The organism is Enterobacter sp. A8 (genome assembly GCF_004296595.1).
Classification (GTDB): domain Bacteria; phylum Pseudomonadota; class Gammaproteobacteria; order Enterobacterales; family Enterobacteriaceae; genus Enterobacter; species Enterobacter cloacae.
Genome location: NZ_SCMF01000003.1, coordinates 511,268 through 529,793, shown reverse-complemented (window position 1 = coordinate 529,793; position 18,526 = coordinate 511,268). Strand labels below are relative to the sequence as shown.

At 56.2% G+C, this 18,526-nt stretch carries 14 protein-coding genes; 3 read left to right on the top strand and 11 right to left on the bottom strand.

The window, feature by feature from the left end; genetic code table 11:
* Positions 1-52: 52 nt before the first annotated feature.
* The 3 genes from mazG to rlmD all read right to left on the bottom strand — a co-directional run bounded on the left by mazG (position 53) and on the right by rlmD (position 4,492).
* Complete coding sequence (mazG, locus tag EQV24_RS14480) at positions 53-844, bottom strand: nucleoside triphosphate pyrophosphohydrolase (protein ID WP_130626717.1); 792 nt, start codon at positions 842-844, stop codon at positions 53-55.
* A 66-nt stretch (positions 845-910) separates the two neighbouring features.
* Complete coding sequence (relA, locus tag EQV24_RS14475) at positions 911-3,142, bottom strand: GTP diphosphokinase (protein WP_013098518.1); 2,232 nt, start codon at positions 3,140-3,142, stop codon at positions 911-913.
* 51 nt (positions 3,143-3,193) lie between these two features.
* Positions 3,194-4,492: a 23S rRNA (uracil(1939)-C(5))-methyltransferase RlmD gene (gene rlmD / locus EQV24_RS14470; RefSeq protein ID WP_040021627.1), complete on the bottom strand. Its 1,299-nt coding sequence runs from the start codon at positions 4,490-4,492 to the stop codon at positions 3,194-3,196.
* 57 nt (positions 4,493-4,549) lie between these two features.
* Here rlmD and barA point away from each other — a divergent pair, with 57 nt between their 5' ends.
* Positions 4,550-7,309, top strand: a complete 2,760-nt coding sequence (gene barA, locus EQV24_RS14465) for a two-component sensor histidine kinase BarA (RefSeq protein ID WP_023620554.1) — start codon at positions 4,550-4,552, stop codon at positions 7,307-7,309.
* Between the two features lie 70 nt (positions 7,310-7,379).
* Here barA and EQV24_RS14460 read toward each other — a convergent pair whose 3' ends face one another.
* The 8 genes from EQV24_RS14460 to syd form a co-directional block, all read right to left on the bottom strand.
* Positions 7,380-8,519 carry a glycerate kinase gene (locus tag EQV24_RS14460; RefSeq protein ID WP_040021628.1) on the bottom strand — a complete coding sequence of 380 codons (1,140 nt, stop codon included), beginning with the start codon at positions 8,517-8,519 and terminating at the stop codon, positions 7,380-7,382.
* Between the two features lie 77 nt (positions 8,520-8,596).
* Positions 8,597-9,934, bottom strand: a complete 1,338-nt coding sequence (gene gudD, locus EQV24_RS14455; protein WP_029882847.1) for a glucarate dehydratase — start codon at positions 9,932-9,934, stop codon at positions 8,597-8,599.
* Between the two features lie 15 nt (positions 9,935-9,949).
* Complete coding sequence (locus EQV24_RS14450) at positions 9,950-11,290, bottom strand: enolase C-terminal domain-like protein (protein WP_020689314.1); 1,341 nt, start codon at positions 11,288-11,290, stop codon at positions 9,950-9,952.
* Entirely contained in the window at positions 11,290-12,645 is a 1,356-nt protein-coding gene (gene gudP, locus EQV24_RS14445; protein ID WP_013098524.1) for a galactarate/glucarate/glycerate transporter GudP, read from the bottom strand. The genes EQV24_RS14450 and gudP overlap by 1 nt, the downstream gene beginning before the upstream one ends.
* 334 nt (positions 12,646-12,979) lie before the next feature.
* Positions 12,980-13,426 carry a flavodoxin gene (locus tag EQV24_RS14435; RefSeq protein ID WP_013098525.1) on the bottom strand — a complete coding sequence of 149 codons (447 nt, stop codon included), beginning with the start codon at positions 13,424-13,426 and terminating at the stop codon, positions 12,980-12,982.
* Between the two features lie 15 nt (positions 13,427-13,441).
* On the bottom strand, positions 13,442-14,227 hold the full coding sequence (truC, locus tag EQV24_RS14430) for a tRNA pseudouridine(65) synthase TruC (protein WP_130626716.1): 786 nt from the start codon (positions 14,225-14,227) through the stop codon (positions 13,442-13,444).
* Positions 14,224-14,553 (bottom strand): YqcC family protein, encoded by a 330-nt coding sequence (locus EQV24_RS14425; RefSeq protein ID WP_013098527.1) that lies wholly within the window; start codon positions 14,551-14,553, stop codon positions 14,224-14,226. The genes truC and EQV24_RS14425 overlap by 4 nt, the downstream gene beginning before the upstream one ends.
* A 630-nt stretch (positions 14,554-15,183) precedes the next feature.
* Positions 15,184-15,729 (bottom strand): SecY-interacting protein, encoded by a 546-nt coding sequence (gene syd, locus EQV24_RS14420; RefSeq protein WP_130626715.1) that lies wholly within the window; start codon positions 15,727-15,729, stop codon positions 15,184-15,186.
* A 68-nt stretch (positions 15,730-15,797) separates the two neighbouring features.
* On the opposite strand from syd, the gene queF reads away from it, so the two are divergent.
* Both queF and ppnN read left to right on the top strand, forming a co-directional pair.
* A complete protein-coding gene (gene queF, locus EQV24_RS14415) occupies positions 15,798-16,640 on the top strand; it encodes an NADPH-dependent 7-cyano-7-deazaguanine reductase QueF (protein WP_013098529.1) in 843 nt (280 codons plus the stop codon).
* A gap of 116 nt (positions 16,641-16,756) precedes the next feature.
* On the top strand, positions 16,757-18,121 hold the full coding sequence (ppnN, locus tag EQV24_RS14410) for a nucleotide 5'-monophosphate nucleosidase PpnN (RefSeq protein ID WP_013098530.1): 1,365 nt from the start codon (positions 16,757-16,759) through the stop codon (positions 18,119-18,121).
* Positions 18,122-18,526 lie beyond the last annotated feature (405 nt).

Below are 18,526 nucleotides of genomic sequence, written 5' to 3'. Positions count from 1 at the left end.
AGCGCTTGTCATTTAAAAAATCACACAAATTGCACTTGATCGCAAAATTCCGTTAGAGATCAGATTCCTGGCGTTTTACTTCCTGCCAGACTTCTTCCATCACATCGAGGTCAATTCCGGTCATTTCCAGGCCGCGCGAGGCCACAATGCGCTCGACTTCGCGAAAGCGTCGTTCGAACTTAAGGTTGGCTTTTTGCAGGGCCGTTTCCGCTTTTACACCCAGGTGGCGCGAAAGGTTGACGGCGGCGAACAGCAAATCGCCCATCTCTTCTTCAAGCTTTGCTTCATCCACCACGGCCTGCTGCGCTTCGTGCATCACTTCGTCGATTTCTTCATGGACTTTGTCCAGTACCGGGCCAAGCGAGTGCCAGTCAAACCCTACTGCCGAGCAGCGTTTCTGGATCTTATGGGCACGCATCAGGGCGGGCAGACTCAGCGGAATGTCATCCAGCGCGGAGTGTTGGGATTTTTCAGCCCTCTCGGCGCTTTTAATCTGCTCCCAGCGCGCCAGCACTTCCGCGCTGTTGCCCGCCGTGGCATCGCCAAAGATATGCGGATGGCGGCGCTCAAGCTTGTCGCTAATGGCGGCGCAGATATCGTCAAAATTAAAGCGCCCCTCTTCCTGCGCCATCTGCGCATAGAACACCACCTGGAACAGCAGGTCACCGAGTTCGCCGCGCAGGTCGTCAAAGTCCTCACGTGAAATGGCGTCCAGTACTTCATAGGTCTCTTCGAGGGTGTACGGGGCGATAGTCGCGAAAGTCTGCTCTTTATCCCACGGGCAGCCGTTTTCCGGGTCGCGCAGGCGTTTCATGATGCCGAGCAGGCGGTCGATTTGAGTCATAGTACTGTCCTGATGAAAAAATGCCGGGTGGCGGCGTTGCCTTACCCGGCTTACAGAAGAGGATGTTTAACCGCCGTGGAGACGACGCGCGTCAATCACATCCGGGACCTGGTTCAGTTTGCCAAGCACGCGGCCCAGCACCTGCAGGTTGTAGATTTCGATGGTCATATCGATGGTGGCAAGCTGCTCGCGGGTATCGCTGCGGCTGGCAACGCCCAGCACGTTGACCTTCTCATTGGCAAGAATGGTCGTAATGTCGCGCAGCAGTCCACTGCGATCGTTGGCGGTGACGCGCACCACCAGCGAGTAGCCGGCAGAGTAGCTTTCACCCCAGACGGCTTCAACGATGCGTTCCGGCGCATGCGACTGCAGCTCAGCAAGCTGGTCACAGTCTGAGCGGTGAATCGAAATCCCGCGCCCCTGGGTGATAAAGCCGACGATGTCGTCCCCCGGGATAGGCTGGCAGCAGCGGGCGATATGGTGCATCAGATTGCCGACGCCTTCCACCACCACGCGACCATTGTCTTTGCTGCGCTGCTGCGGGGCGTAGGTTTTCTGCTGCAGCTGTTTCAGCGCCGCCGCATCTTGCTCTGCCGCACTTGGCTTGTTGAACTGCGCCTGCAGGAAATTCACCATCTGGTTGAGACGAATATCGCCGCCGCCAATGGCCGCTAACAGCTCATCGAGCTCATTAAAGTTGTAACGCGGCAGCAGGAACTTCTCCGCCTCTTTCAGGCTGATGCCTATATGCTCCAGCTCGTCATCCAGGATCTGGCGACCGGCAAGGATGTTCTTGTCACGATCCTGTTTACGGAACCAGGCGTGAATTTTGGAGCGTCCGCGGCTGGTGGTGACATACCCCAGGTTCGGGTTCAGCCAGTCACGGCTCGGGTTTGGCTGCTTCTGGGTGATGATTTCAATCTGATCGCCCATCTGCAGCTGGTAGGTAAACGGCACAATGCGCCCGCCGATTTTCGCACCAATGCAGCGGTGCCCGACATCGCTGTGGATGTGATAGGCAAAGTCGAGCGGCGTTGACCCGGCAGGCAGGTCGACAACGTCCCCTTTCGGCGTAAAGACGTACACCCGGTCGTCGAAGACCTGGCTGCGCACTTCGTCGAGCATCTCGCCGGAGTCGGCCATCTCTTCCTGCCACGCAATCAACTTACGCAGCCAGGCAATGCGGTCTTCGTGACCGGTGCGCGCTCCGCCCGAGGTGCCCTCTTTGTATTTCCAGTGCGCGGCGACACCCAGCTCGGCGTCTTCGTGCATCTGTTTGGTACGGATCTGAATTTCAACCGTTTTACCGCCGGGGCCCAGCACCACGGTATGAATAGACTGGTAGCCGTTAGGTTTCGGGTTGGCGACATAGTCATCGAACTCATCCGGCAGATGGCGGAAGTGCGTGTGCACGATCCCCAGTGCGGCGTAGCAGTCCTGCAGACGCTCCGCCACAATACGCACGGCACGCACGTCGAACAGCTCGTCAAAGGCGAGGTGTTTCTTCTGCATTTTGCGCCAGATGCTGTAGATATGCTTTGGCCGACCGTACACTTCGGCACGGACGTTCTCTTCCTTCATCGACTGGCGCAACCCGCTGACAAATTCTTCAATATAGTGTTCGCGGTCGATACGGCGCTCATGCAGCAGTTTCGCTATGCGCTTATATTCCGCCGGGTGCAGATAACGGAAGCAGTAGTCTTCCAGCTCCCATTTGAGCTGACCAATGCCTAAGCGGTTCGCCAGCGGCGCATAAATGTTTGTACACTCTTTGGCGGCGAGTACGCGCTCATCTTCCGGCGCGTCCTTCACTTCACGCAGGTGGGCGATACGCTCGGCAAGCTTGATCACCACGCAGCGGAAATCATCCACCATGGCCAGCAGCATCCGGCGAACGTTATCGACCTGTTCAGAGGAGACGGAATCAGTATGCGCGGCTTTGAGCTGACGAATGGCCGCCATATCGCGGACACCGTGGATCAGCGCCACGACCGATTTTCCGACGCTTTCACGCAGCACGTCTTCCGTGACGACATCCGCATCGGCAAGCGGGAACAGAAGCGCGGCCTGCAGCGTTTCGATATCCATATTGAGCATGGATAAGATTTCGACCATCTCCACGCCGCGCCACAGCAGCAGCTCGGCGTCCGGATGCCCCAGCGTGGTGCGCTGACAATAGGCCCAGGTTTCGGTTAAGCGTTCACACGACTGCTGGCTGGAAATTCCCAGACTTGCGATCCATTTTTGAGGGTCAAACTCACCAGCTTTATTAAGATGTGCACTTCTTACCGCAACCATCGTCCTCTCCTTTAGGGACCAGGGCCTGTCGAAGTCGACAAGCCAAACTAATTAGATGTGCTCGAACAACACCATTGATTCCAGATGCCCAGTGTGCGGGAACATGTCCAGCATTGCCAGACGCTGAATCTGGTAACCCGCGCTGAGCAATGCCTCGCTATCCCGGGCAAGCGTTGCCGGGTTACAGGAAACGTAGACCACGCGTTTCGGGGCGAGTTTAATTATATGCTGCATCACGCCCGGTGCGCCTGCCCGTGCCGGGTCGAGCAGGATTTTGTCAAAGCCCTGTTTTGCCCAGGGCTGCTGCGTGACATCTTCCTCCAGATTTTGATGAAAGAATGTCACATTTTGCAAGCCGTTCTGTTGCGCATTCTCCTGGCCTTTCGCCACCAGCGCGTCGACGCCTTCTACCCCCACAACACTCGCCGCTTTACGGGCCAGCGGCAGCGTGAAATTGCCCATGCCGCAGAAGAGATCAAGCACGCGGTCGGTCGGCTGGACATCCAGCCACGTCAGCGCGGTTTCGATCATCTGCTGATTAACGCCGTCATTAACCTGGATGAAATCCCGCGGACTGAACGTTAAGCGTAGTCCGTTTGACGCATACCAGGGCGCGTCACCTGTAACCTGCTCCAGTATCTCGCTTTGTGGGGCGAGAAAAAGCGCCAGCTCGTGGGAATGCGAAAAGCGTTCCAGTTTTTCGCGGTCTTTTTTGGACAGCGGCGCGGTATGGCGCAGCACCATCAGCGGACCATTGTTTGCCAGGACCAGTTCCACATGCCCGAGGTGGCGAACACTGTCCAGCCCGGACAGGCACGCGTGCACGTCCGGGAGCAATGCCTCAAGACGGGGCACCAAAATGGGGCACTGCCTGATATCGACGATATCGCTGGAGCCCGCTTTGCGAAACCCCATCTCCAGCCGCTCGTTTTTGGGCTGATAGCTTAGGCTCAGCCGCGCGCGACGACGATAGCCCCAGGGTTGGTCGGCAATGATTTCGTCAACGTCATGCCTGAGCAGGCGTGCCAGGGCATTACTCTTACTTTTTTGCTGTAAAACTACGCTGGCATGTTGTTGCTGGCAGCCTCCGCAGACGCCAAAATGCGGGCAGCGTGGCTCTGTGCGCTCCGGGCTGGTGGTCAGACGGCGCTTCACCTTCCCGCGTGCGTACTGGCGTTTATCTTCCGTCAGCGTAATTTCTGCTCGTTCTGTGGGCAGCAAACCTGTTATAAACAGTGTCTTACCATTGTGATGCGCGACGCCCTGACCAAAAGGGTCAAGGTCCGTGGCTTCGACAGTGATGATCTGACGCGTCGTCACGCGTCGCTTTGCAGAGTAGAATTGCGCCATCGCCGGGAATTTTCTCAAATATACATAATTATCTTAATTGTCCCATAACGGAACGCCATGACCAACTACAGCCTGCGCGCGCGCATGATGATTTTGATCCTCGCCCCCACCGTTCTCATCGGTTTGCTGCTGAGCATCTTCTTCGTTGTGCACCGCTATAACGACCTGCAGCGACAGCTGGAAGATGCCGGAGCCAGCATCATCGAACCGCTGGCCGTGTCCAGCGAATACGGGATGAACCTGCAAAACCGCGAATCGATTGGTCAGTTAATCAGTGTGTTGCATCGTCGCCACTCGGATATTGTGCGTGCGATCTCCGTCTATGACGAGCATAACCGGCTGTTCGTCACCTCTAATTTTCATCTTGATCCGGCAGCGTTAAAAATTCCTGACGGTTCGCCCTTCCCGCGCCATCTCACGGTGATGCGACGGGGCGATATTATGATCCTGCGCACGCCGATAATTTCGGAAAGTTATTCGCCGGATGAGTCCGCGCAATCCGACGCCAAGTCCAGCAGCAATATGCTCGGATATGTGGCGCTGGAGCTGGACCTCAAGTCGGTGCGACTGCAGCAGTACAAAGAGATTTTTATCTCCGGCGTGATGATGCTGTTCTGTATCGGTATTGCGCTTATCTTCGGCTGGCGACTGATGCGCGATGTGACCGGGCCCATCCGCAATATGGTCAACACCGTTGACCGCATTCGCCGTGGCCAGCTCGATAGCCGCGTGGAAGGGTTTATGCTGGGCGAACTGGACATGCTGAAAAACGGCATCAACTCGATGGCGATGTCGCTGGCGGCGTATCACGAAGAGATGCAGCATAACGTGGATCAGGCCACTTCGGATCTGCGCGAAACGCTGGAGCAGATGGAGATTCAGAACGTCGAGCTGGATCTGGCGAAAAAGCGTGCCCAGGAGGCAGCCCGAATTAAATCGGAGTTCCTTGCCAATATGTCACACGAGCTGCGTACGCCGCTCAATGGCGTGATTGGCTTTACCCGCCTGACCCTGAAGAGCGAGCTTAACCCCACCCAGCGCGATCACCTGCACACCATTGAACGTTCGGCTAACAATCTGCTGGCGATCATCAATGACGTGCTGGACTTCTCCAAGCTGGAAGCGGGCAAGCTGATTCTGGAGAGCATTCCGTTCCCGCTGCGCAGTACGCTTGATGAGGTGGTTACGCTGCTGGCGCATTCGTCGCACGACAAAGGGCTTGAGCTGACGCTGAACATTAAAAACGACGTGCCGGATAACGTCATCGGCGATCCGCTGCGCCTGCAGCAGGTCATTACCAATCTTGTCGGTAATGCCATCAAATTTACCGAAAGCGGCAACATCGACATTCTGGTGGAAAAACGTGCCATCAGTAATAACAAAGTACAGATTGAAGTTCAGATCCGCGATACCGGCATTGGCATTCCCGAACGGGATCAATCCCGTCTGTTCCAGGCGTTTCGTCAGGCGGATGCGAGTATTTCACGGCGTCACGGTGGTACGGGCCTGGGGCTGGTTATCACGCAAAAACTGGTTAAAGAGATGGGCGGTGATATCTCTTTCCACAGCCAGCCAAACCGGGGGTCGACGTTCTGGTTCCATATCAACCTGGATCTCAACCCGAACGTGCTGACGGACGGCCCGGTGACGGATTGCCTGAAAGGCAAGCGCCTCGCTTACGTGGAGCCGAACGCCGCCGCTGCCCAGTGCACGCTGGATATCTTAAGCACCACGCCGCTGGAGGTGGTCTACAGCCCGACCTTCTCTGCGCTTACCGTTGAGCATTACGATATCCTGCTGATGGGGATCCCGGTCACCTTCACCGGGGAGCTCACCATGCAGCAGGAACGGCTGGCGAAAGCCGCGTCGATGACCGACTACCTGCTGCTGGCGCTGCCGTGCCATGCGCAAATCAATGCCGAAGAGTTGAAAAACGACGGGGCGGCCGCCTGTCTGCTTAAACCGCTCACCGCCACACGCTTGTTGCCTGCTCTGACGGCCTACTGCCGCCTGAATGAGCATGCCGTGGCACTGGTTAATGACGAGCAGAGGCTGCCGATGAGCGTGATGGCGGTGGATGATAACCCGGCAAACCTGAAGCTGATTGGCGTGCTGCTTGAGGATCAGGTTCAGCATGTCGAGCTCTGCACCAGCGGTGCTGAGGCGGTTGAACTGGCCAAACAGATGCAGTTCGATTTGATTCTGATGGATATTCAAATGCCGGGTATGGATGGCATTCGCGCCTGCGAGCTTATTCGCCAGCTACCTCATCAGCAGCAAACGCCGGTCATTGCCGTGACCGCGCATGCAATGGCCGGACAGAAAGAGAAGCTGCTCGGCGCCGGAATGAACGATTATCTGGCGAAGCCTATCGACGAAGAGAAACTGCATAACCTGCTGCTGCGCTATAAGCCGGGGCATATCGGCGGTACGTATACCTTATCAGCAGAACCAGTTGAGATTAGCGTGAATCAGAACGCCACCTTTGACTGGCAGCTTGCGTTACGCCAGGCGGCGGGGAAACCCGATTTAGCCCGCGAGATGCTACAGATGCTGGTCGCGTTTCTGCCGGAAATTCGCAATAAGGTAGAAGAACAGCTGGTGGGCGAAAACCCGGAGGAGCTGCTGCAGGCTATCCACAAGCTGCACGGTAGCTGTGGTTACAGCGGCGTGCCCCGCCTGAAAAACCTCTGCCAGCTGCTGGAGCAGCAGCTACGCGCAGGGACACCAGAATCTGAACTGGAACCGGAGTTCCTTGAGCTGCTGGATGAGATGGATAACGTGACGCGGGAAGCGATGAAGGTGTTAGGAAACTGAGGTAAATGCCCGGTGGCGCGACGCTTACCGGGCCTACACCCTCACCCCTCTCCCACTGGGTAAGGGAGAACTACATCCCCTGCCCGAGTTTCAGTACCGCCGCGATATTTCTTGCGGCCATCCTGACGTTTTCGCTGGCATTTTCCAGCGCATCTTCCAGCGAGCAGATGGTGTAAATCACGCTAAACACCGCATCGATGCCGTGATCGTGCACGACGCCAACGTCCGCCGTCAGACTGCCTGCAATCCCGATAACCGGCTTGTTGAAGCGTTTAGCTACCTTCGCCACCCCAACCGGCACTTTGCCGTGGATCGTCTGGCTGTCGATGCGACCTTCACCCGTTATCACCAAATCCGCATCGGCAATCTGGTCAGCCAGATGTAGCGCATCGGTGACGATCTCAATGCCCTGGCGCAGCTGCGCACCGCAGAAGGCGTACAGCGCTGCCCCCATTCCACCTGCCGCACCGCCGCCCGCCAGGTTGAGCACATCCATATCAAGATCCCGGGCAATGATCCGCGCATAGTGCGCAAGCGCATTGTCCAGAGTGATGATCATCTCGGGTGTGGCCCCCTTTTGCGGGCCAAAAACCGCTGATGCGCCCAGCTTACCGGTAAGCGGATTCGTCACATCGCAGGCCACTTCTATGCGGCACTCGGCCAGACGTTTGTCCAGCCCGCTCAGATCGATACGGGCAAGTTTGCCCAGCTCGCCTCCGCCCTGCCCCAGCGGCTGTTCACGGTCGTCCAGCAGCCTGGCCCCCAGAGCCTGCACCATTCCTGCACCGCCATCATTGGTGGCGCTGCCCCCGATGCCGATGATGATATGCTTAACGCCCGCATCCAGCGCGTGACGGATAAGTTCACCCGTGCCCCAGGAGGTCGTTTTCAGAGGATCGCGCTGCGAAGGTGCAACCAGCTCAAGACCACTGGCCGCCGCCATTTCGATAAAGGCGCTCTTCTCGTCGCCGGATATCCCGTAAAACCCTTCCACGCGATGGCCCAGAGGGCCGGTCACCGGAACATGCACAATGCGTCCCTGCGTTGCCGCGATCATCGCTTCGACGGTGCCTTCACCGCCGTCCGCGACCGGCAGTTTGACGTAAACCGCCTCAGGAAAGATCTCGCGAAAACCCTGCTCTATCGCTGTCGCAACCTCAAGCGCACTCAAACTTTCCTTATACGAGTCCGGTGCGATAACAATTTTCATAAGCCATCCTTACGCATAGTCGTTACGTTAAGCATACACCACGTAAAGAACCGCTCATGGGAGCGGTCCCAATGCGTTTATCGTACCATGCACGGACGTTTATTGTCGAATGTCCACTCTGGGATCAGATACTGCATCGCCATCGCGTCATCGCGCGCACCCAGCCCATGTTTCTGGTACAGCTCGTGGGCTTTCATCACTTGATCCATATCCAGCTCCACGCCCAGACCCGGTGTGGACGGGACCTGCACCATCCCCCCTTTGATTTCAAACGGCGCTTTCGTCAGGCGCTGATTGCCTTCCTGCCAGATCCAGTGGGTGTCGATCGCGGTGATCGTGCCCGGCGCGGCAGCGGCCACGTGGGTGAACATCGCCAGCGAGATATCAAAGTGGTTATTGGAGTGCGAGCCCCAGGTCAGACCGAACTCATGGCACATCTGCGCCACGCGTACCGAGCCCTGCATCGTCCAGAAATGCGGGTCCGCCAGCGGAATATCGACAGACTGCAGGGACAAAGTGTGCCCCATCTGACGCCAGTCGGTAGCGATCATGTTGGTCGCGGTAGGTAAACCGGTGGCGCGGCGGAACTCCGCCATCACTTCACGGCCAGAGAAACCTTGTTCTGCCCCGCACGGATCCTCCGCGTAGGCCAGCACGCCTTTCAACTGCTTGCCGATGGCGATCGCCTCATCAAGCGACCAGGCCCCGTTCGGATCCAGCGTGACGCGCGCCTGCGGGAATCGTTTAGCCAGGGCTGAGATAGCTTCGGCCTCTTCTTCTCCGGCCAGCACGCCGCCCTTCAGTTTGAAATCATTAAAACCATATTTTTCGTACGCGGCCTCCGCCAGGCGCACCACCGCATCCGGCGTCATCGCTTCATCGTGGCGGAGTCGGTACCAGTCACATTGCTCGTCCGGCTGGCTCTGGTATGGCAACGGCGTCAGGTTGCGGTCGCCAACAAAGAACAGATAGCCCAGCATCTCCACTTCGCTGCGTTGCTGCCCCTCACCCAGCAGGGAAGCAACGTTAACCCCCAGGTGTTGACCTAACAGATCCAGCATGGCGGCTTCGATGCCGGTCACCACGTGGATGGTGGTGCGCAGATCAAACGTTTGCAGCCCACGGCCACCCGCATCGCGATCGGCAAAGGTATTCCGCACGGTATTTAAGACGTTTTTATATTCGCCCAGCGTTTTTCCCACCACCAGCGGGATGGCGTCTTCAAGCGTTTTGCGGATCTTCTCACCGCCCGGGATTTCCCCCACGCCGGTATGCCCGGCGTTATCTTTAATAATGACAATATTGCGGGTGAAAAACGGCGCATGTGCGCCGCTCAGGTTCATCAGCATGCTGTCATGGCCGGCAACCGGAATGATCTGCATGGAAGTAACAACAGGGGTGGTAAAAGTGCTCATGGTGCAATCCTTTTATCAGTGACGTCCAAAAACAGGGCGCTTACGGTCAAATGTCCAGCCAGGGATCAGGTACTGCATCGGCCCGGCGTCATTACGCGCGCCGCCCGGCAGTTTTTTATACGCTTCATGCGCCTTGTGGACCTGATCCCAGTCAAGCTCCACGCCCAATCCCGGCGCATCCGGTACCGCGATGGTGCCGTTTTTAATTTCCAGCGGATTTTTCGTCAGGCGGGCCTCACCCTCCTGCCAAATCCAGTGTGTGTCGATAGCGGTTGGGTGACCCGGTGCCGCCGCGCCAACGTGGGTAAACATCGCCAGCGAAATATCGAAATGGTTATTGGAGTGACAACCCCAGGTGAGCCCCCAGTCATCACACAACTGCGCCACACGCACGGCGCCTGAAAGCGTCCAGAAGTGCGGGTCCGCCAGCGGAATATCGACCGCATTCAGCATGACCGCATGGCCCATTTCACGCCAGTTGGTGGCGATCATGTTCGTAGCGACCGGTAGCCCGGTGGCACGTCGGAATTCCGCCATCACCTCGCGACCCGAGAAGCCTTGTTCAGCTCCAACCGGATCTTCCGCGTAGGTCAGGACATCCCCCAGCCCTTTGCACAGGGCGATAGCCTCATCCAGCAGCCAGGCTCCGTTAGGGTCAACGGTAATGCGGGCATCCGGAAAACGTTTCTTGAGCGCACGCGCGGTTTCAATCTCCTGCTCGCCGGGTAATACCCCGCCTTTGAGTTTGAAGTCTTTAAAACCGTAGCGGTCCTGTGCCGCCTCGGCCAGCCGAACCACCGCGTCACTGGAGAGCGCCTCCTGGTGACGCAGGTGATACCACTCATGGTGGCCCGGCGAGTGCGCCAGATAAGGCAGATCGGTTTTTTGCCGATCGCCAACATAAAACAGATAGCCGAGTACCGTCACCGCGTCACGCTGTTTGCCCGGCCCCAGCAGTTCACAGACCGGAACGTTCAGCGCCTTACCGAGCAAATCGAGCAGGGCGGCCTCCAGCGCGGCGACAGCATTGACGCGCAGCTCAAACGTCCAGGCGCCTTTGCCGAAGGTGTCAAAGTCCGCCGACTGGTTGCCTTTGTGAACACGCTGGACCACTTTATTCAGACGGGCGACCTCCTGGCCGACCACCTGCGGAATGGCGTCTGACAGCGTCTGGAAAATTACCTCACCGCCCGGCGCTTCCCCAACGCCGGTGTTCCCTGCGCTGTCGGTCAGCACCACGATATTGCGGGTAAACCAGGCGTTATGCGCGCCGCCAATATTAAGCAGCATGCTGTCCTGGCCGGCCACCGGGATGACCTTCATGTCGGTAATAACCGGGCTCGATTGTGTTGTCATCAGCCACGCTCCGCTACAGGTTTGAGTTCAATGCGTTTGATATCACCCACCAGCACCAGATAGCTCAGGACCGCCACCAGGGCGTGCACACCCACATAAATCAGCGCACCGTTGAATGAGCCCGTGGTCCCGACGATGTAGCCAATGGCAATCGGGGTGACAATCCCGGAGATGTTGCCGAACATGTTAAACAGACCGCCGCTCAGGCCGCTGATCTCTTTTGGCGCGGTATCCGCCATCACTGCCCAGCCCAGCGCACCAATCCCTTTCCCGAAGAAAGCCATCGCCATAAAGCCGATGATCATCCACTCCGCGCTGACGTAGTTACAGAACACCATGGTCATTGAAAGCAACATGCCGAGCACAATTGGCGTTTTACGGGCGATGTTCAGCGAACCGGTACGACGCATCAGCCAGTCGGAAATCACCCCACCCAGTACGCCCCCCACAAAGCCGCAGATAGCCGGTACGGAGGCGACAAAGCCTGCTTTCAGAATCGACATACCGCGTGCCTGCACCAGATAGACCGGGAACCAGGTGATAAAGAAGTAGGTTAAGGCGTTAATGCAATACTGCCCCAGGTAGATGCCAATCATCATGCGCGAACCGACAAGCTGCTTGATCTGCGCCCATTTCTGGCTCAACGGGACTTTTGCTTTTTGGCTTTTCTGATCCATGTTGATCAGCGCCCCGCCTTCCGCAATGTACTCCAGCTCTTTCTTGTTCACGCCCGGATGTTGGTTCGGCTCGTGGATCACTTTCAGCCAGATAAAACTGATGACGATCCCCAATCCGCCCATGAAGAAGAAGACGTGTGACCAGCCCACTTCATGCGTCAGCCAGCCCATGATTGGCGCAAAGATCACCGTCGCGAAATACTGGGCAGAGTTAAAAATCGCCACCGCCGTTCCCCTCTCCTGCGCCGGGAACCAGGCGGCCACGATGCGGCTATTCCCCGGGAAGGATGGCGCTTCTGCTAACCCCACCAGGAAGCGGAGAGTAAAGAGCGCGACGATAATACCGAAGCCGCTGAAGATATCGACGAAGCCCTGCAACAGGGTAAACATCGACCAGATAAAGATGGACCAGAAGTAGACTCGCTTGGATCCAAAACGATCGAGCAGCCAGCCACCCGGGATCTGACCAATAACATAGGCCCATGAAAATGCGGAGAAAACATACCCCATGCCAACCGGATCAAGCCCAATGTCTTTTGCCATTTCAGAGCCGGCAATCGACAGCGTGGCGCGGTCACCATAGTTAAAGGACGTGACGATAAACAGCATCACCACTATCCAGTAGCGAGCGTTAGTGCGCTTCTCCGCACTGCTCGCCGCGTGGCTTAATGTACTCATTGTTGCACTCCTGAAACATAGCTTTCGCCTGGTTCACTCTGTACAGCACCGGTAGGGTAATCAGAATGAGATTTGTGTTTGTCGTTTTGGTACGGCCTGAAGCCGTTTTATTGTGACCGGGAAAGTATATGAAGGAGTGACACGTTCTCTCACCGTGCAAAAACACAACATTAAGGGGCATGAGAAAGGTTGTTTGTGGCAAAAGCCTAAAAGAATGGAAGATGGTTCACGGAATTGGCGTTTGGTGCGGAAGTTATCGCCGGGTGGCGGCAACGCCTGACCCGGCCTGAATAACCCGCAGGCCCGCGCAAGCGAAGCGCCGCCGGGCAGGATGTTATTTAAGCAGTGTGGCCCAGTTCTCAACCCACGGGTTTGATTCGCTTTCGGGTTCCGGGTGTTCACCGGCGTCAATCAGCAGCATGTCGCCCACGCGCTGGGCGCTCTGTTCCTGCAGGAGTGCGTCGAACTGCTTGCCGCCGCCGCAGAAATTGGCGTAAGAGCTGTCGCCCAGGGCGATGATGCCGTAGTGAACGTCCGGCTGGTAGCCAATATCTTTAATGCCCTGGAAAAGCGGCACGATGCTGTCCGGCAGATCGCCCTGCCCGGTGGTGGAGGTGACCACCAGAATGTATTTATCTTTATACTTTTCCCAGTCTGCCAGTTCCGGGTCTTCATAAACCGTGGCTTTATGACCCTGGCTTGTGAGTATCGCTTCCGCCTCTTCCGCAACCAGCAGCGAGTTGCCGTACATTGTACCGACAAAAATGCCTACTTCAGCCATGATATGTTCCCTAAATTATTGCGCTTGCCGTTCATCCTGAACGTTGCCCGGTACAAACTCAACCCTTTCATTTTTGGGGAGTTGCCCCAGCCAGCCAAACTGTGACAGCGCCTGCATCCAGACATCATCCAGACCCGCATGGATCGTCAGAGGTTTGCCGGTAAACGGATGCGTCAGGCTCAGTTCGCTTGCATGCAGCATCAGACGATCGCAACCAAAATGTTCAGCCGCACTGCGGTTCTGGCGCAGATCGCCATGCTTGCTGTCACCGATAATCGGATGTCGCAAATGCTTCAGGTGTCGGCGGAGCTGGTGTTTACGCCCGGTTTTGGGCAAAAGCTCAACCAGGCTGTAGCGAGTGGTGGGAAATTTGCTGGTTGCCACCGGCATTTCAGTCGTCGCCATACCGCGATACTTGGTTACCGCAGGTTGCGGACCTTTGTCATCACGGGCAAATTTATCGGCGATTTTGTCCAGCTCTTCCACCAGAGGATAGTCAAGCGTCGCGGCTTCTGTCAGCCAGCCACGCACGATCGCGTGGTAGCGTTTCTGGATCTGATGCTGTTCAAACTGCTGCGCCAGCAGACGACCCGCTTCGCTGGACAGTCCCATTAGCAATACACCGGAGGTGGGTCTGTCCAGGCGATGGGCGGTAAACACATGCTGACCAATCTGGTCGCGCACGGTCTGCATCACAACCACCTTCTCGTCACGATCCAGCCAGCTGCGGTGCACCAGCCATCCCGACGGTTTGTTCACTGCCACCAGCCACTCATCCTGATAGAGGATCTCAAGCGTCATGCGTCATCACCAGCAAACAGCGCATCCAGCTTTTCCAGCTCAGCCAGCATGACAGCACGCGCCGGGTGGGTGGCCTCCAGCGCCATTTCATAGTAAGGCGAGACCGCAAACGCCTGCGGCAGCGGATGACCACCCTCCAGCAGCGCATGCATACGGGGAATTAACACCCACTGGAGCCACTCAAACGGTGCCAGCGTATCCAGGCAGAACGGCTGGGTGCTTGCGAACGCCTCTGGCTGCGGCGCGGTCTCCTGCCACAGCTGATGTTGGCGCAAAAGAGCTTCGATGGCGTGCAACCGGGCACGAACGCTATCGTGTTGCGTCATAGTAACCTCAACTGAAAAAATGAACGGCGCGCAGCATAGCATTGCAGGCAGCAGAAATAAAAAAAGGGAGCACTGTAAAAACAGTGCTCCCGGTTCGTTTCGCAGCATTCCAGCTACAATTTATGCTCCCTGCTCTTCCGTGACAACTTTTCCTGAAGCCCGAAGGCCTGTTCATCCGTAAACTGTTTGCATCCTGCACACATCGTCCTGATGTGTCTGTTTCATCCTGAAACGTCCTGGCCATCCTGACCCACCGACCATCCTGAGCGGCTCTCGTTCTCCTTCCTGGAGGTGTCCCTTACGCGTCCTGCGTTATCCTTTGCTTCATCCTGAAGCCTTCCTGCAGCGCCATCCTGACGTGTCCTGTGTGAGAAGCGCCATCATCCTGATGTTCGTTTCTCGTGTCGGCGTCCTGTCGACAGAGATAGAATCCGCTATTCCGCTTCGTCTTACAACCCACCCTGTAAGCGTTGTCAGCCTCCGAAAAGCGGGTTTGCTGCATCAGAATTTTATTAATCCTTTGATAATTATCATAATATTTTTCTTAATTACGTAAGGTAATACTGATCGTTGCGGCGATCTCTCACAAACCGTGTAAGAGATCTCTCACACGCGCTGTAGCATGATGGATTACAGAAGCGGCTCAAGTCGGGTAAGGAAATCCGCAAGTGAGGAGGCGAGGGTCTCGCGATTGCGGGTGCCGATTGTCTCTTTGATCACTTCACCAGACAGGTTGCAGACGGAAATAACATCCAGTTCACTGTCCAGCGTGGCAATAAAGAGTGTCGGAGAAAGCTTAAGGCGTTTTTGCGTGACCAGATGACCAATCAGGTTTTCCTGAACACGCTGCAGATCGTCTTCGCTCCAGGTCTGCAACAGCGTCAGCGTTACCTCACCAAAGCGGGCAGGCATATCCCCTGCAAACTGCGTGGTGTAGAACGCGTGAACCGCTGGTTTTACCACAATGTCCATTGCCCGTTCAACCGCATTTACATTCTCCTCGACAGACCAGGGCTGCGGCTGCCAGATAACGTAGTCGTCCACCGAAGAGATAATGCAGGGCGAAGGCACACCATAGAGATCAGCACTTTGCGGCCAGGTGCCCCGGATGTCATGCCATGCGTCGCAGTAACGGGTCGTGAAGGTCTTAAGGGCATTTGCAGTTTCGATATCCACCGATTTCTCTCTTCTGGTAAGACAGGATAAACTCAGCCCTAAGTGTACCTGTAAAGTGACTATGAAACATGTCTTACGAAAATCATCAGGCGTTAAGTGGCTTAACGCTGGGTAAATCGACCGATTACCGCGACACCTACGATGCCAGCCTGCTGCAGGGCGTTCCGCGCAGCCTTAACCGCGATCCTTTAGGGCTGCGTGCAGACGCGCTGCCGTTTGTCGGCGGTGATATCTGGACGCTGTATGAGCTCTCCTGGCTGAATGCTCGCGGTCTGCCGCAGGTGGCGGTAGGCCAGGTTGAGCTGGATCATGCCAGCCTTAACCTGGTGGAATCCAAAAGCTTCAAGCTGTATCTCAACAGTTTTAATCAGACCAAATTCACCAGCCTGGAAGAGGTTCAGCACACGCTGGAGCGTGATTTACGCGCCTGTGCCCAGGGCAACGTGACCGTTGCGCTGTATCGCCTGAATGAACTGGAAGGGCAACCTGTCGCCCATTTTAACGGCACCTGCATTGACGATCAGGATATCGAGGTGGATAACTACGAGTTCAGCGCCGGGTACCTGGAAAATGCGGCAAGCGGGAAGATCGTGGAAGAGACGCTGGTCAGCCATCTGCTGAAGTCCAACTGCCTGATCACCCACCAGCCGGACTGGGGTTCTGTGCAAATCCAGTATCGCGGCCCCAAAATTGACCGGGAAAAGCTGCTGCGCTATCTGGTGTCGTTCCGCCATCACAACGAATTCCACGAGCAGTGCGTGGAGCGCATCTTCAGCGATATTCAGCGCTTCTGCCAGCCAGAAACGCTGAGCGTGTACGCGCGCTACACCCGTCGTGGCGGGCTGGACATTAACCCGTGGCGCACCAATACCGATTTTGTGCCTGCAACGGGCCGACTGGTGCGTCAGTAATATAAATATTTTCACAATATGCGCGGGTAATGCAGCGCTTTAGGTTGTGAAACGTCACGCGGCAGGGCTATTGTAATCAGCAGGGAATGACGATAATCGTCCCATAAGGAGCTCACTTGATTACACATATTAGCCCGCTTGGCTCAATGGATATGTTGTCGCAGCTGGAAGTGGACATGCTTAAACGCACGGCCAGCAGCGATCTTTATCAACTGTTTCGTAACTGTTCACTTGCCGTACTGAACTCCGGAAGCCTGACAGACAACAGTAAAGAACTGTTATCCCGCTTCGAAAGCTTTGATATCAACGTGCTGCGCCGCGAGCGCGGCGTGAAACTTGAAGTGATCAACCCGCCGGAAGAGGCCTTCGTCGACGGGCGGATTATTCGTTCCCTGCAGGCCAACCTGTTTGCCGTGCTGCGTGACATCCTGTTTGTTAACGGGCAGATCCACAACGCGGGCCGCTTCCAGCATCTTGACCTGGAAAGCTCGGTTCATATCACCAACCTGGTGTTTTCTATTCTGCGTAACGCCCGTGCCCTGCATGTTGGCGAAGCACCGAATATGGTCGTCTGCTGGGGCGGTCACTCCATTAACGAAACCGAATACCTGTACGCCCGTCGGGTGGGTACCCAGCTCGGTCTGCGTGAGCTGAATATCTGCACCGGCTGTGGCCCAGGCGCGATGGAAGCGCCAATGAAAGGTGCCGCCGTGGGTCATGCCCAGCAGCGTTATAAAGAGGGGCGCTTTATCGGCATGACCGAGCCGTCGATCATCGCCGCTGAGCCACCTAACCCGCTGGTCAACGAGCTGATTATCATGCCGGATATCGAAAAGCGCCTGGAAGCGTTTGTCCGTATCGCTCACGGCATCATCATCTTCCCGGGCGGCGTGGGTACGGCAGAGGAGCTGCTCTATCTGCTGGGGATCCTGATGAACCCGGCCAACAAAGATCAGGTTCTGCCGCTGATCCTGACCGGGCCGAAAGAGAGTGCCGACTACTTCCGCGTGCTGGACGAGTTTATCGTGCATACGCTGGGTGAAGCCGCGCGTCGTCACTATCGCATTATCATTGACGATGCGGCAGAAGTGGCGCGTCAGATGAAAAAAGCGATGCCGCTGGTGAAAGAGAACCGTCGTGATACCGGTGATGCCTACAGCTTTAACTGGTCAATCCGTATTGCGCCGGATCTGCAGATCCCGTTCGAGCCTTCGCATGAGAATATGGCGAACCTGAAACTCTATCCTGACCAGCCGGTAGAAGTGCTGGCCGCCGACCTGCGACGCGCCTTCTCGGGTATTGTGGCGGGTAACGTGAAAGAGGTGGGGATCCGCGCCATTGAGCAGTTTGGCCCGTATAAGATCCACGGTGACCCGGAGATGATGCGCCGCATGGACGACATGCTGCAGGGCTTTGTCGCCCAACACCGTATGAAGCTGCCGGGCTCGGCGTATATTCCTTGCTACGAAATCTGCACATAAGGCGTTAATCGTTCTTCTGAGGGCCGGGGCGCGTTCTGTCGTTACCCGGCCTTTTTTTCGCATCAATTCATAGTTATCGCTTATAAAATTTATAAACTGCACGCCAACGCAAACGATTACCTGGATTTTAAAACCATAAATTATCAGCTTTAAAGCAAATTACTCATCAGAAAATCCTAAAACCCACCATCTTTACAGCGCAAGACACCTATCTTCGGGGCCGCTCTTTCCGGACATATGTTGTTAATGGTAGCCTTCGCGCCCGTAAATTCTCTTTAATGTTTTTTTAACAGAGAAATGGTCTAAATATACCCACGTCATGAGTGGATTATTGCATTTGGGATCGCGATCACTGATACATTCATAAGTAGAATGTATCTTTCCGCCCGCCAATAGTTACGGGTG